Source organism: Bradyrhizobium genosp. P (genome assembly GCF_049949265.1).
Lineage (GTDB): Bacteria > Pseudomonadota > Alphaproteobacteria > Rhizobiales > Xanthobacteraceae > Bradyrhizobium.
The window spans coordinates 8,609,534-8,623,349 of record NZ_CP188195.1 but is presented as its reverse complement, the minus strand read 5'-3'; the positions used below and the strand labels follow the sequence as shown (position 1 = coordinate 8,623,349).

14 protein-coding genes are annotated in these 13,816 nt (G+C 64.1%); 5 read left to right on the top strand and 9 right to left on the bottom strand.

Going from position 1 to position 13,816, the window contains the following annotated elements:
* Positions 1-141: 141 nt before the first annotated feature.
* Together ACP2YO_RS41390 and ACP2YO_RS41385 are read right to left on the bottom strand one after the other, a co-directional pair.
* Complete coding sequence (locus ACP2YO_RS41390; protein WP_426436945.1) at positions 142-1,380, bottom strand: ABC transporter substrate-binding protein; 1,239 nt, start codon at positions 1,378-1,380, stop codon at positions 142-144.
* A gap of 224 nt (positions 1,381-1,604) precedes the next feature.
* Positions 1,605-2,507 (bottom strand): IclR family transcriptional regulator, encoded by a 903-nt coding sequence (locus ACP2YO_RS41385; RefSeq protein ID WP_426436944.1) that lies wholly within the window; start codon positions 2,505-2,507, stop codon positions 1,605-1,607.
* Positions 2,508-2,656: 149 nt separating this feature from the next.
* Here ACP2YO_RS41385 and ACP2YO_RS41380 point away from each other — a divergent pair, with 149 nt between their 5' ends.
* On the top strand, positions 2,657-4,456 hold the full coding sequence (locus ACP2YO_RS41380) for a thiamine pyrophosphate-binding protein (RefSeq protein WP_426436943.1): 1,800 nt from the start codon (positions 2,657-2,659) through the stop codon (positions 4,454-4,456).
* A gap of 42 nt (positions 4,457-4,498) precedes the next feature.
* Positions 4,499-4,879 carry a cupin domain-containing protein gene (locus ACP2YO_RS41375; RefSeq protein ID WP_426436942.1) on the top strand — a complete coding sequence of 127 codons (381 nt, stop codon included), beginning with the start codon at positions 4,499-4,501 and terminating at the stop codon, positions 4,877-4,879.
* A 31-nt stretch (positions 4,880-4,910) separates the two neighbouring features.
* Here the strand turns inward: ACP2YO_RS41375 and ACP2YO_RS41370 are convergent, their stop codons facing one another.
* From ACP2YO_RS41370 to ACP2YO_RS41355, 4 genes are all read right to left on the bottom strand, one after another.
* Entirely contained in the window at positions 4,911-5,456 is a 546-nt protein-coding gene (locus ACP2YO_RS41370) for a hypothetical protein (RefSeq protein WP_426436941.1), read from the bottom strand.
* Between the two features lie 209 nt (positions 5,457-5,665).
* Positions 5,666-6,196: a chromate transporter gene (locus tag ACP2YO_RS41365; protein ID WP_426436940.1), complete on the bottom strand. Its 531-nt coding sequence runs from the start codon at positions 6,194-6,196 to the stop codon at positions 5,666-5,668.
* Positions 6,193-6,759, bottom strand: a complete 567-nt coding sequence (locus ACP2YO_RS41360) for a chromate transporter (RefSeq protein ID WP_426436939.1) — start codon at positions 6,757-6,759, stop codon at positions 6,193-6,195. Before ACP2YO_RS41360 ends, ACP2YO_RS41365 begins: the two co-directional genes overlap by 4 nt.
* A gap of 49 nt (positions 6,760-6,808) precedes the next feature.
* Entirely contained in the window at positions 6,809-7,090 is a 282-nt protein-coding gene (locus ACP2YO_RS41355) for a LexA family protein (protein ID WP_283039996.1), read from the bottom strand.
* A gap of 38 nt (positions 7,091-7,128) precedes the next feature.
* Between ACP2YO_RS41355 and ACP2YO_RS41350 the strand changes: the two genes are divergently transcribed.
* Both ACP2YO_RS41350 and ACP2YO_RS41345 read left to right on the top strand, forming a co-directional pair.
* Positions 7,129-8,262 (top strand): IS630 family transposase, encoded by a 1,134-nt coding sequence (locus ACP2YO_RS41350; RefSeq protein ID WP_426435538.1) that lies wholly within the window; start codon positions 7,129-7,131, stop codon positions 8,260-8,262.
* 79 nt (positions 8,263-8,341) lie between these two features.
* The gene (locus ACP2YO_RS41345; RefSeq protein ID WP_426436938.1) at positions 8,342-9,259 is read left to right on the top strand and encodes a LysR family transcriptional regulator; all 918 of its coding nucleotides are present in this window, start codon (positions 8,342-8,344) and stop codon (positions 9,257-9,259) included.
* 125 nt (positions 9,260-9,384) lie between these two features.
* On the opposite strand, the gene ACP2YO_RS41340 is transcribed toward ACP2YO_RS41345, so the two are convergent.
* The 3 genes from ACP2YO_RS41340 to ACP2YO_RS41330 form a co-directional block, all read right to left on the bottom strand.
* On the bottom strand, positions 9,385-11,121 hold the full coding sequence (locus tag ACP2YO_RS41340) for an FAD-dependent oxidoreductase (RefSeq protein ID WP_426436937.1): 1,737 nt from the start codon (positions 11,119-11,121) through the stop codon (positions 9,385-9,387).
* A 9-nt stretch (positions 11,122-11,130) separates the two neighbouring features.
* A complete protein-coding gene (locus ACP2YO_RS41335) occupies positions 11,131-12,333 on the bottom strand; it encodes an ABC transporter substrate-binding protein (protein ID WP_426436936.1) in 1,203 nt (400 codons plus the stop codon).
* A 171-nt stretch (positions 12,334-12,504) separates the two neighbouring features.
* Positions 12,505-12,678 carry a hypothetical protein gene (locus tag ACP2YO_RS41330; RefSeq protein WP_426436935.1) on the bottom strand — a complete coding sequence of 58 codons (174 nt, stop codon included), beginning with the start codon at positions 12,676-12,678 and terminating at the stop codon, positions 12,505-12,507.
* A gap of 3 nt (positions 12,679-12,681) precedes the next feature.
* Between ACP2YO_RS41330 and ACP2YO_RS41325 the strand changes: the two genes are divergently transcribed.
* Positions 12,682-13,800: a metallophosphoesterase gene (locus ACP2YO_RS41325; RefSeq protein ID WP_426443445.1), complete on the top strand. Its 1,119-nt coding sequence runs from the start codon at positions 12,682-12,684 to the stop codon at positions 13,798-13,800.
* Positions 13,801-13,816 lie beyond the last annotated feature (16 nt).

Here is a 13,816-nt window from a genome sequence, read left to right as displayed (position 1 = left end):
GGGTCTCGCAACGAGTCACATCGCGGAGAAAGCCCCACCCGCCGCGCTGCGCGCGTCGACCTAAGAGCGAGCTTCGCTCGTCTCGACCCCCGCAAGCGGGAGAGGTGAACTGAGTTTGCGGCCACCGCATTGCGTGCGGGCTCACATCGAACAAGGATTCTGCTCTTTCGTCAGCGCGATCGATTCCAGCGGCTCGTTGGGGTTGGGGATCGCGGCGCCGAGTTCGAGCGTGTCCCACTGATCCTTGGCCTTGCCCTTGGGCTTGACCGTGAACGGATAGGCCTCCTGCATCAGTTGATGGTCCCAGGCCCTGAAATAGGCCTTGCGGGCCTTCAGGATGTCGAACTCGGTCTGCTTCTCGAAATAGCCGATCAGCGTGTCGGTGTCGGTCGACTTGGTCTCGTTCATCGCCTGCGCCATCATCCTGAGCGAGACGTACTCGATCCAGGCGTGGTTCTCAGGCGGTTTGCCGTACTTCTTGGCGAAGTTGGCGACGAAAGTCTTCGACGCCGGCACATCCAGGGTGTGGTACCAGACCGTCGGCCAAGTGCCGCTGAGATTGCCGTCGCCGGCGGCCCAGGCGTCCGCGGTGTTGAGATTGAAGCCGACGATCGGATAGGGCAGGCCGAACTCGGCATACTGCTTGATCAGGTTGGTGACCTGGTTGCCGGCGAGGTTGGAGCAGACGACGTCGGGCTTCGACTGCCGGATCTTCAGGAGATACGGGCTGAAATCGGTCACGTCGGTTGCCACCAGTTCGTCGCCGATCAGCTTGCCGCCATTGCCGTCGAAGAATGCCTTCGCGGCGCGTGCCAGATCGTGGCCGAAAATGTAGTCCGCGGTCAGCGTGTAGAATTTCTTGTCCTTCATCATGTCCGCGCGCACCAGCGCCTTGCCGACCGCGTTCACCATCACGGTCGAGGGAATGTCGACGTGGAAGGCGTAGCGGTTGCAGTTCTTGCCGCGCAGCGCGTCGGAGCGCGCGCCGATCTGCATGAACAGCCGCTTGTTGCGCTCGGCGACCTGCATGATGGTCAGCGCCGACGCCGAGTTGATTTCGCCCATCAAGACCGCGACGCCGTCCTGGTCGAGCATGCGCTGCGCCTTGGTCGCCGCTGTAGCGGGATTGACCGAGTCTTCCGAGAGAATGTCGAGCGGCCGGCCCATCACGCCGCCAGCGGCGTTGATCTCCTCCTCCGCCATGCGGATGCCGAGCTGCGCATAGGCGCCGAGTGCACCGAGGAAGCCGGTCAGCGGTGTCAGGTGGCCGATTTTAATCTTCTCGGCCTGCGCGTAAACGATCGATGGCGATCCGATCGCGGCGGCGCCGGCAAGCGCAGCGCTGCCTTTCAGGAATTTACGTCGGCTGTGGCGGATCATGGTCTCCTCCCGGGGGCGTGCCGCGTTGTCTCCCGTCACTTATGCGACATTGTGAGAGACCTGTTGTTATTATTGGAGGATATTTCCGGACGCGACGGCCGCTGTCAACGCTTAACAGCGGTTACACGCCTTTGGTCTGATGCGTGCCTGTGCCTCAGGGTTTTTGTCTCAAGGCTTGTGTCTCAAGGCTTGTGTCTCAAGGCTTGTGTCTCAAGGCTTGTGTCTCAAGGCTTGGCGAGATCCCTGACGACGCCCTTGGCACCGAACTCGACAGAGAGGCGATTGGCGGTGGCGCGCACCGCCTTGGCGTGAGTCTGCAGCGCCTGGTTGGTCAACCGCCAGATCGGTCCGGATATGCCGAGCGCACCGATGGTCTGGCCGGTGAAGTCCATCACGGGAACGGCGATGCAGCGCACCTCGGCATTGTACTCGCCATCGTCGAAGGCAATTCCGCTGCGCTTGATCTCGGCGATCTCGCTCAGCAGCACCGGACCTTCGGTGATCGACTTCGGCGTCGACGGCTTCAACTCGATGCGCTCGAGGTAGCGGGTGAGCTGATCCGGCCGCAATGACGCAAGGATGATCTTGCCGAGCGCGGTGCAATGCGCCGGCCGCACTACGCCGACGCGGTCGGTGAGCTGGAACGCGCCGGGGCCAGCGGTTCGCGCAATCACCACCACCGCATCGCCCATGCGCACGGCGAAATGGCCGCTCTCGCCGGTTTCGCGCGACAGATCCTCCAGGATCGGCGTCGCGACGTTCACCATCTCGATCTCGTCGAGCGCGTTCGCGGCAAGCGCAAACAGCGGACGGCCGATGCGATAGCGCTTTGAATCCTTCTCCTGGCGGAGATAGCCGAGCGAGACAAGCGTCTTGGCAAGGTGGAAGGTGGTGGAATTGTGCAATCCGACCAGCTTGCTCAGATCCGCAAGCCCGATGCCGTCGCGATGCCGTGCGACCTCTTCGAGGATCGAGAAGGCGCGGCCGAGCGACTGCACGCCGCCGCGCGCACGGCTCTCGGCCTCCTCGTCGATATCGCGATGCGGCGATTGCACGAGCCTGGCGATCGCGGCCTTGCGCAAGCTAGCGGGCTTTGCGGCGGTCTTGTCCTTGGTGCGCGGTTTCACGGAGCCTCTTTTTTGTCTGGCGCTCGACACGACGCCCCAAGATTCGTATACCACAATAGCAATTGACGTACAGTATTATGAGACATACGGTTTGCCCGCCAAGGCCGGGTCAACCGGCCGCCTTTGAGTCCCGAGGGAGAATGCAGTCGATGTCGCGCAACATGCTCAACGGGGCTCAGGTGATCGTCGACTATCTGATCCAGGAGAAGGTGCCGCAGGTGTTCGGCCTCTGCGGCCACGGCAACATCCAGTTCATCGACGCGCTCTACGAACGCTCGGCCGACATCAAGACGATCTCCGTGCATCACGAGAGCGTGGCCGGCTTCATGGCCGATGTGTACTACCGTGTCTCCGGGCGGCCGACTGCAACGTTCACGTCCTGCGGTCCGGGCTCGGCCAATTTGCCGATCTCGCTGGCTAATGCGTTCCTCGACTCGGTGCCGTTCATGGCGGTGACCGGCAACGTGCCGACCAGCCAGTTCAATCGTGGCGCCTTCCAGGAGATGTATCGGCACTACCAGGCCGACTTTCCCTCGACCGTGCGCACCATGTGCAAGAAGGTGTTCCAGCCGACCCGCGGCGAGATGGTGCCGCTCGCTGTGCGGCAGGCGTGGAAGACGATGACATCAGGCCGGCCGGGCCCCGTGGTGCTCGACGTGCCCTTCGACGTGTTCATGGAGTCCGCGGCGGAGGAGGCGCCGAACGCGCAAGCCTGGAACGCCAACATCTCCAGCCGTTGCGGCGCCGATCCCGAAGGCGTCGTCAAGGCCGTCGACATGCTGCTCGCCGCCGATCGCCCGGTGATCCTGATCGGGCAGGGGGTGCGCTATGGCGGCGCTGCCGAGGAACTGAAGCGGCTCGCCGAACGTCTGCAGATTCCCGTCGCGGCATCCGCAAGCGGCCTCGGCGGGCTCGACTGTCATCATCCGCTGGCGCTCGGCCTCGTCGCGCGCGCCGGGCATTATCAGGCCAACCACGCCACGCGGCAGGCCGACGTGTTGCTGGCGCTCGGCGTGCGCTTCGACGACCGCACTTCCAGTTCGTGGATTCCCGGCTACTCCTTCACGATCCCGCCGACGCGGCTGATCCATGTCGACATCGACCCAGAGGAGATCGGCCGCAACTACCCGGTGGCGCTCGGCCTGATGGCCGACGTACGCGTTTTCCTGCAACAGGTGCATGCCGAGCTGGATCGCCGTGCCAGCGTCACGGCGAAGGCCGATGCGCGCCAGAAGTGGCTGGCGCAGATCGACACCTACCGCAAGGAGTGGGACCGTTTCGTAGCGCCGGGCTTTTCCGACGACACCTCGCCGATCAATCCGCAGCGCGCCGCCGCCGAGATCGACAAGGCGCTGCCGGAGAATGCGATCCTCGTCAGCGATATCGGCGTGCATCACAACTGGCTGTTGGGCTTCTGCAAGCCACGGCGGCCGGATTCGCTGATCGGCTCGATGGGTTTTGGCCCGATGGGGTTCGGCGTCGCCGGCGTGATGGGCGCGAAATTCGCCGCACCCGACCGGCCCTGCGTGTCGGTGTGCGGCGACGGCGCCTTCTTCATGCACGCCAACGTGCTCGGCACCGCGGTCGAATACAATCTGCCCGTCGTCTGGGTGGTCTGGAACAATTACGCCTATGCTTCGATCCGCGGCCTGCAGCGCGGCTATCTCGGCGGCCGCGAGCTTGCGACCGACTTCCACGATGCGATCTCCGGCCAGCGCTACAATCCGGATTTTGCCGCGATGGCTCGCGCCTGCGGCGTCGAGGGTGTGCGCGTCGATCGCGCCGGCGACCTCGGTGAGGCCATACGCAAGGGGATTGCCGCCAACAAGCCGTATCTGATCGACGTCGACATCGCCGCCGACGTCAATCCGTCCGGCGCCGGCGTGTGGGAACTGCCGGGGCTCGGCCAGAGCAAGCCGGGCATCGGCACGCGTTATCAGCCCGCGTGATCGCAGCGGCCCTGATCCAATCGTGGCAGCATGGAGACTGCAATGGCTTCAGAACGAAACGGCGCCTCGATCCGCAATATCGCCGAGGTGCCATGGCGCGAATTTCCCAATCATTTCGGCGGCGCGCTGTCGAAGCCGCTGGTGATGCCGGAGACCGCGGGCTCGCATCATCTCGACTATCGCATCTCGCTGTATCAGCCGATGGCCCATGTCGCGCGGCACAAGCATCAGGTCCAGGAGCAGATCTATCATGTGCTCGAGGGCGAAGGGCTGATGGAGATCGCGGGCGAAAGCATGGTTGTGCGCAAGCATGACGTGATCTTCCTGCCGCCCGGCGTCGAGCACGCGATCTCGAACTCCGGCCTGGTCGATCTCGTGTTCCTGGTCATCACCTCGCCGGTCAGCGACGAGGCGACCGCGTAAAGGACATGGCAAGATCAGGATCGGCGCGGCATCACTTCGCGTCGCCGCTGACGAGACTGATCTCGATCGTGATGTCGCCGAAGGCGAGCTGCGGCTGCAGATTGGTGACCTCGATACGATAAGTGCCCCTGTCGAGGTGCAATCGACCGACATTCCTGTGCTTGTCGATTCGCGCGTGGGCGACATGACAGAGGGAGTGGAAGGTCCGTTCGACCACGGCAGCTCCGTCCGGCTCACCGCGCACGACGACCTTGAACGGAATCGGAAGGCCGAGCCCGGGGCGTTCGTGTTCGGGGATAGTGTCATACGCGATGTCGCCGTTGCAGTAGTCGCTGCTGCGGCCGTCGCCCACCAACCGGTCCTTGATGCGGGCTTCCGCGGAGGGAAAAACGAACCTGAGGCTCAGCAGATACGATGTGTCGACCGGCGCGTTGAACTCCTTGCTGAGGATCAAACCCGGATCGCGCAGGGAAACTTCGGTCGCGGGGATCAGCGGTGGAAACGCGCAGAACCCGGTGATCCACATGGCGAGCCCGATGATGTCCTTGTTGCAGAGGCTGTAGGTGATCGGTCCCATCGCGTCTCTTCGGCAAGATGCTGACACCAACGCATCCGGTCTGCTTCCGGGCTGGCTTGTGGAACTCCAGGCGCTTCCACCGCATCTGGTCGTGCCAACGTAAAGCGTCGTTCTGAAATATTCGACGGCTGATGCCCGGCTTGGGTCAAATGGCCACATGCGCGGATGAGCGCGGGGCGCGCGCGTGCTCGCGCCGGCCGATGCTGCCGTTACAGCTGCCCGATGCCGGTGAGGCCGATCGCCGCGCCCACAGCAAGTGCGAGCAGCGGATGGATGCGGGTTGTGGTCGTGGCGACAGCCACCAGTGCCGCGATCAGGATGAGGCTCCAGCTCGCGGCCGAGGCGTGGGTGATGACGATGGCGCTGGCCGTGACCAGGCCCGCCGTGACCGGAACCAGTCCGGCCTGCACCTTCCGCCGCCACGGCCGGTCCTTGAAGCGCTCCCAGAGCTTGAGCGCAAAGCCGGTCACGAGCGAGGAGGGACCGAACTTCGCAAGCGACGTCACCAGCACGCCTGCGAAGCCAGCGACATGCCAGCCCACCAGCGGGACCACCATCATGTTCGGACCGGGCGCCGCCTGCGCGAGCGCGAACAGCGCGCTGAATTCTTGCGCCGTCATCCAGTGATTGATATCGACGACCTGACGCTGCATCTCAGGCAGGATGGTGTTGCCGCCGCCGAAGGCGAGCAGCGACAGTTCAGCGAAGATCAGCGCGAGCGTGACGAGGGTTCCGCTCATGGCGTGAACCTCGATTTCAGCAAGATGCTGAGTGGCGCCAGCGTCAGCAGGGTCGGCAGCAGCGGCAGTCTGAACACCGCGATCGCCAGCACGCAGAGCGCTCCGATCAACAGCCCCACCACGTCCCGCCGTAGCGGCCAGACAATCTTGATCGCCATCGAGATCAAAAGCCCTGCCGCGGCGGCGGCCAGGCCCCCGAACAAATGACGCACGGTCGGTTCGTTCGCGTAGCGGTCATAGACCACGCCGAGCGCGATCACGACGGCCGTCGGCGCCGCGATCAGACCGAGGATCGACGCGAAGGCGCCGGCAATGCCGCGAAACTTCAGCCCCACCGCCACCGACATGTTGATGATGTTGCCGCCGGGCAGGAACTGGCAGAGCCCGAGCAGGTCGGTGAATTCGGCGCTGGTCAGCCAGCCGCGCTTCTCCACCATCATGCGCCGCGATAGCGGCAGCACGCCGCCGAAGCCGGTCAGTCCGAGGATGAAGAAGCCGGTGAACAAGTCGGCAACGCTCGGAGTGTCCTGCTTGATCGTCATTGTGGCGGGTGCGGCGTCCATCGGCGGATCGGCTCCGTATCAATCGTTTCGATTCAAACCTAGTGGTTCATCACAGTGATTTTGACGTTTTGATACCGAGCCATTCGAGGATCGGCAAGTTTTCGGGTGGCAGGAGAATCTCGATGCTTCGGGGAACGCCGGGCTGACGGCGAATGAAACCGTTTCGTTCGAGGGTGACGATCATTTGGTGGACTGACGGCGGGCTGACGCGGAAATGGCGCTGAATGTCGGCTTCGGCGGGCGGCTGTCCGAACATGTACGAATAGGTATGGATGAAAGCGAGGTAGTGACCCTGCTTCTCGGTTAAGCGCGCGCCTGATTTTTGACTCATGGATCGATTCGTCCCGGCCTCCGACAAGGAGGCAAAGCATGAATGTACGTTATCGGGTCGAATTGAGCCAAGCCGAGCGCGACGAACTGACGGCGATGCTCGGCGGCGGCAAGCACGCCGCCCGCAAGCTCAAGCGGGCGCAGATTTTGCTGGCGGCCGATAGGGGCCGCAGCGACGAGGAGATTGCCCGGACCGTGAGTGTCAGCCTTTCCACCCTCAGCCGGACCAAGCGCCGCTTCGTGGAAGGCAATCTGGAGCGGGCCTTGAGTGAGGAGCCGCGTCCGGGCGCAGAGCGCAAGCTGACCGGAAAGGAGGAGGCCCTGCTGGTGGCGACGGCATGCGCCAAGCCGCCTGCCGGCCGCAAACGCTGGACGCTGACGCTGCTGGCCGACACGATGGTCAAGCTCACCGATCACGACAGCCTGTCGGGCGAGACCGTGCGTCGCCGGCTGGCCGAGAACGACCTCAAACCATGGCGCAGGGACATGTGGTGCATTCCCCATGTCGACGGCGAATACGTCGCCCGCATGGAGGACGTGCTCGATCTCTACGCCGAGACGCCGGATCCCGCCCGGCCGCTGGTCTGCTTCGACGAGACCCCCGTCCAGCTGATCGGCGAGGTGCGCCAGCCGGTCCCGGCCCAACCGGGACAGCGCGAGCGCTACGATTACGAGTATCGCCGCAACGGCACCGTCAATCTCTTCGTCACCTTCGATCCGTATCGGGGCTGGCGCAACGTCAAGCTCACCGACCGCCGCGCCGCCGTGGACTACGCCCACTGCATGCGTGAGCTCGTCGACGTCCATTATCCCGACGCCGCCTGCATCCGTGTCGTGCAGGACAATTTGTCGATCCATAAGCCTGGGGCGCTGTATGAGGCCTTCGCGCCCGCCGAGGCCCGACGCATCCTGTGCCGCCTCGAATTCCACTACACCCCGAAGCACGCCAGTTGGCTCAACATGGTTGAGTGCGAGATCAGCGTGCTTCAGCGCCAGTGTCTCGGCCGCCGCATCGACGACCCCAAAAGGCTCCGAAATGAGATCACAGCATGGCAACGGCGGCGAAATAAAACCCGAGCCCGAATCAAATGGATGTTCACAACCGACAAAGCCCGCGCCAAACTCGGCCGCGCCTATCCAGCCACCGCCAAAGAGTCAAAATCACTGTGGTAGACCACTAGTTTGCCGGGCGCCAAATTTCAAATATATGGAAACGGCAAAATACATATCCATTAGATATGGATGCTTTCGGATGATCGAACTGCGCCACCTTCGCTATGCGGTCACTGTGGCCGAGGAAGGCCACATCACCCGCGCCGCCGCCAGGCTCGGCATCCAGCAGCCGCCGCTGAGCCAGCAGATTCGCGCGCTGGAGGTCGCGATCGGGGCGCCGCTATTTCGCCGGCAGCCGCGCGGCGTCGAGCCGACCGCTGCCGGCCGCGCCTTCGTGGACAAAGCGCGGCTGATCCTGCGCGACGTCGACCTCGCGGTGGAGGCGGCGCGCCGCGCGAGCCGCGGTCAGGAAGGCCAGCTTGCCATCGGCTTCACGAGTTCGGCCGCGTTCCATCCCTTCGTCACCGGCGTGATGCGCGAAATGCGCGAGCACGCGCCGGCGATCACGCTCTCGTTTGAAGAGGCCTCTACCGCGGAGCTGATCGCGGCCATCGAGGCCGACCGCCTCGATGCGGCGTTCGTGCGCTCGCCGAGCGAGCGGCTGGAGGGCCTCACGATCACTCATCTGCTGGACGAGGAGATGCTGGTCGCGGTTCCGGACCACCATCCGCGCGCCCGCAAGGACACGCGCCGCCGGATTTCCCTGTCCGCGCTCGCCGACGAGCCGCTGATCCTCTACCGCCGCCCGACCGGACCCGGCCTCTATGACAGCATCATCGCCGCCTGCCGCGCAGCGGGATTCAGTCCGAAGGTGGCGCAGGAGGCATCGCGGATGGTGTCGACGCTGAGCCTCGTTGCGGCGGGGCTCGGCATCTCGATCATTCCTGAATCGATGGCGCGGCTGGAGACCGCCGGTGTCGCCTATCTCCGCCTCGACCGCGCCGCGGGCCTGGTCGCCCCGCTCGCACTGGCGCGGAAGAAAGGACCGGCCAGCGGCACGCTGGGCCGTCTGCTCGGAATCGTCGCGCGGCGGGTGAAGGATCGGGCGGGCACCTGACGACGGCAGATCGCGCTCATTGCGCTATCCCCGTCATTGCGAGCGAAGCGAAGCAATCCATTCTCACCGCCCGTAGGGGTGGATGGATTGCTTCGTCGCTATCGCTCCTCGCAATGACGCGCTGCTTATGTGCTCACGCTCGCGATATGCTTTCCCGCGATGTACCCGAACGTCAGCGCCGGCCCCAGCGTGATGCCGGCGCCGGGATAGTTGCCGCCCATAATGCTGGCCATGTCGTTGCCGGCGGCATAGAGGCCCGGAATCGGGCGGCCGTCGGCGTCGAGTGCGCGCGCATTGGCGTCGGTCTTGATGCCGGCATAGGTGCCGAGATCGCCGATCACCATCTTGATGGCGTAGAACGGCCCGTGCTCGATCGGCGCGACGCACGGGTTCGGTCCGCGCAGCGCGTCGCCCTGGTAGCGGTTGTAAGCGCGCGAGCCCTTGCCGAAGGCGGGATCGCGGCCTTCTGCTGCCGTCTTGTTGAACTCTGCGACCGTTGCTTCCAATCCCTTCGCGTCGATGCCGGCTTGCGCGGCGAGTTCTGAAAGCGTCGCGCCGCGCTTGAGATAGCCGGTCTTGAGATGATGGCCTGTTGGCATCGGGCGCGGCGGCACGCAGCCGAGGCCGTATTGGCGCAAGGTCTGGTGATCGCAAAGCAAAAAGGCCGCGATCTCCTCGCCGGGCTTGGCCGCCTTCATCATCTCCTGCACGAAGTCGTGGTAGGAATTGCCTTCGTTGGCAAAGCGCTTGCCGTCGCGCATCACGGCGATCACACCGGGTTTGGCGCGATCGATGAAATGCGGCATCACGCCCTTGCTGCCATCCTTGCGCGTCGTGATGGAGACCGGCACCCAGGCGGCGGCGTTCGGCAGACTGTCCTCGACGCGGCCGCCGACGGATTCGGCGAGCCGCAAGCCGTCGCCGGTGTTGCCGACCGGGCCCGGCGAATAATGCTCCTTCCCGGTCGGCGCATGCGGAAACATCTTCTGCCGTCGCGCGACGTCGTGCGGGAAGCCGCCGCAGGCCAGCACCACGCCGCGGCTGGCGTTGACGCGGATCGTGCGTCCGTCACGTTCGATGATCGCGCCGCGCACGGCGCCATCCTCGACGATCAGCTCCTGCACGGGCGAGGACAGCCACAGCGGGATATTGAGATCGAACGCGGATTTCGCCAGCCGCCCGGCGAGCGCGTTGCCATTGGTCAGCGTCATGCCGCGGCCGTTGCGCATCACGTCGACGGCGTGTTTCGACAGCCGCTTGGCGACATAGGCCGCCGAGGTCAGCGACCGCGTTGCGCGCATGAAATGAATGATCTCCTTGCCGGAGCCGAGCATCATGCCGAACACGGTCAACTCGGGCAGGGGAGCGCCGAGGTTTTTGATGGCGTCGCCAAGCTCGTGGCCGTCGAACGGGCGCGTCACCATCGAGCGGCCGCCCTGCGCGCCGCCGGGTGCTTCCGCATGATAGTCCGGAAAGGTCAGCGGCATGTCGAAGCGCACCGCGGTTTTTGTGGTGAAGAAGTCGACCGCCTTCGGCCCTTCGGTCAGGAACGCATCGACGCGGGCGGCGTCGAAGCTGTTGCCGGCCTCGTGGCGCAGGTAGGTCTTCGCCTGGTCCGGGCTCTCTGCGATACCCCAGGCCTTCGCCAGCGAGGTACCGGGAATCCACAGCCAGCCGCCGGAGCGCGCGGTGGTGCCGCCGAACTTCGATTCCTTTTCGACCACCAGGACCTTCAGGCCGTGATGGCCCGCGGTAACCGCCGCCGACAGTCCGGCACAGCCGGAGCCGACGACGAGCGCATCGCAGTCATATATCTCGTCATAGGCTTTTTGGGCTTCTTGCGTCCCATTTCCGTTTGTCACGTCACCATCCTATTTCTTCAACAGCGGGCATTTGGATTCGGAAACCGGGCGGAAGGCATCCTCGCCCTTCACCGTCTTGACGATATCGAGATAGTCCCACGGCTCCTTCGAGTCCGAAGGCTTCTTGACCCTCGCCAGATACATGTCGCGAATCACGCGGCCGTCTTCGCGCAATCTGCCGCCATGCACGAAGGTATCCTCGATCGGCAGCTCGCGCATCTTGGCCATCACCTTCTGCGGGTCGTCGGTGCCGGCGGCCTGGATCGCCTTGAGATAATGCAGCACCGAGCCGTAGACGCCGGTATGGATCATGGTCGGCATCACGTTGGTGCGGGTAAAGAATTTCTTCGACCAGGCCCGCGTCCTGTCGTCCATGTTCCAGTAGGACGCCGTCGTCATATAGGTGCCCTGGGCTGCCTCGAGCCCGATCGCGTGCACGTCGGTGTCGAACATCAGGAGACCGACGAGCTTCTGGCCGCCCTTGACCAGTCCGTACTCGCCGGCCTGCTTGATCGAATTGTCGGTGTCCTGGCCGGCATTGGCGAACGCCACCACGTCGGCCTTCGAGCTCTGCGCCTGCAGGACGAAGGAGGAAAAGTCCGCGGTGTTGGTCGGGTGGCGCACGCCCCCGACCACCGTGCCGCCGAGCTCCTTGATGAAGTGGGTGGCGTCCTTTTCGAGCTGCTGGCCGAAGGCATAGTCCGCGGTGATGAAGAACCAGGATTTTCCGCCCTCCTTGATCACGGCGGACGCCGTTACCTTTGATAGCGCGTAGGTGTCATAGGAGAAGTGCACGGTGTTGGGGCTGCACAGCTCGTCGGTCAACGAGCTTGCGCCCGGGCCGGAGAGCAGCGCGATCTTGTTGCGCTCGCGGACCATGTTGTGAACCGCGATTGCGATGCCGGAGTTCGGGATATCGGCAACGGCGTCGACCTTGCCGTTGTCGAACCAATCGCGGACGATCTGGACGCCGACATCGGTCTTCATCTGATGGTCGGCCGAGATGATCTGGATCGGCTTGCCGAGCACGGTCGGGCCGAATTCCTCCACCGCCATCTTGGCCGCTTCGACTGAACCGGGGCCAGAGTTATCCCGCCCCCAGCTCGACAGGTCGGTCAGCACGCCAATGCGGACCACGTCGTCCGAGACCTGCGCGGAAGCCATTGATGACAGGCTTGCGAGCATGGCGCAGGCCAGGATGGTTCGTCTCACAGTCGTTTTCTCCCCATTTTTTCCGTCCGCCTTGCCGGCGGATCGTTGCCCGCGGCGCATCCGTGCGCGGTGACGGCGATTGTGCTGAGGAAAGGATTTGTCTGTCAATCGCGCAGCGATAGCGCCGCAATCTGCGCTCGCCCTTTGCAGGTAGACACGCTATTCGTCACGTCATCCCCGCGCAAAGGCTTCGCCTTTGTCGCTGGTGTCGCCGGTCTCGACAAGAAAACGCAGGCCAAGAAAAGGCAGGCCAAGAAAAGGCGGGCAAAGAGCGGCACTCGACGAAGATTTCGCGGAAGACGGCCACAGGCTCGCCTGGAGCCGCAAGTGTTTTGCAAGGAGCATCCAATTCCCTCCCTCATACTCACCCTGCCCAGTCTGCTGGTCATCACCCGCTTCGTCTGGCCGCTGGCGCTCCCGATGCCGATCAAGATCATCCTGGCTGCCTCGATGCTCGGAGTTTCACAGTACCATTTTTGGAGCCGGCTCTCTTCGGGATCCATGTTCTCGCCCGAATTTCCGCGCGCGATCGTCATCCTCTTCAATTGGGCGTTCGGGACCATCCTGTTTCTGGCCATGTTGCAAGTGTTGCTCGACGTCGTCACACTGCCCGCAATGCTGGTGTATAGCGGGATGACCGTGCCCGATAGCGTCCGGTATGCCATTGCCGCCATCGCTGCCTTGACCGCCGCGATCGCCGTGCGCCAGGCGACGATCGTGCCGCCGGTCCGCGACATCGAGATCGGCATCGCCGGGCTGTCGTCTCGGTTCGATGGCTACACGATGTTGCAGCTCACCGACCTCCACATTAGCCGGCTTTTTCCAGCGGCCTGGGCCCGCGCGGTCGTCGAGCGGGCAAACGGCCTCGGCGCGAACCTGATCCTGATCACGGGCGACCTGATCGACGGCGACCTTGCGTCGCGTCGCGCCGACGTAGAGCCGCTGCGGGATCTGCGCGCAGTGGATGGCGTCTATGCGATCCCGGGAAATCATGAATATTTCTTCGACTACCGCATTTGGATGGCATATTTCGCGGCGATGGGCATGCGCGTGCTCGCGAACGACCATGTCGTTCTCGATCGCGACGGCGACAGACTGGTGATCGCCGGCGTCACCGACAAGTCGGCACCCAGAACCGGTAACCCTGGCCCGGACTTTGCCGCAGCCATCAGCAACGCTCCCGGCGACGCGCCCGTCATCCTGCTCGACCATCAACCGCTAAATGCGCGTCACGCCGCGGCGCGCGGTGTCGTTCTGCAACTGTCCGGGCACACCCACGGCGGAATGATCGTCGGACTCGACCGGCTTGCCAGGCGCGCCAACGGTGGCTTCGTCTCAGGCAGGTACCAGATCGGCGGGATGACGCTCTATGTCAACAACGGCACAGGGCTGTGGCCCGGCTTCGCGCTGCGGCTCGGCCGGCCATCAGAGCTGACGCGTATCACGCTGCGCCGAACCAGCGTGTAGCCGGCTTATGCGCTTC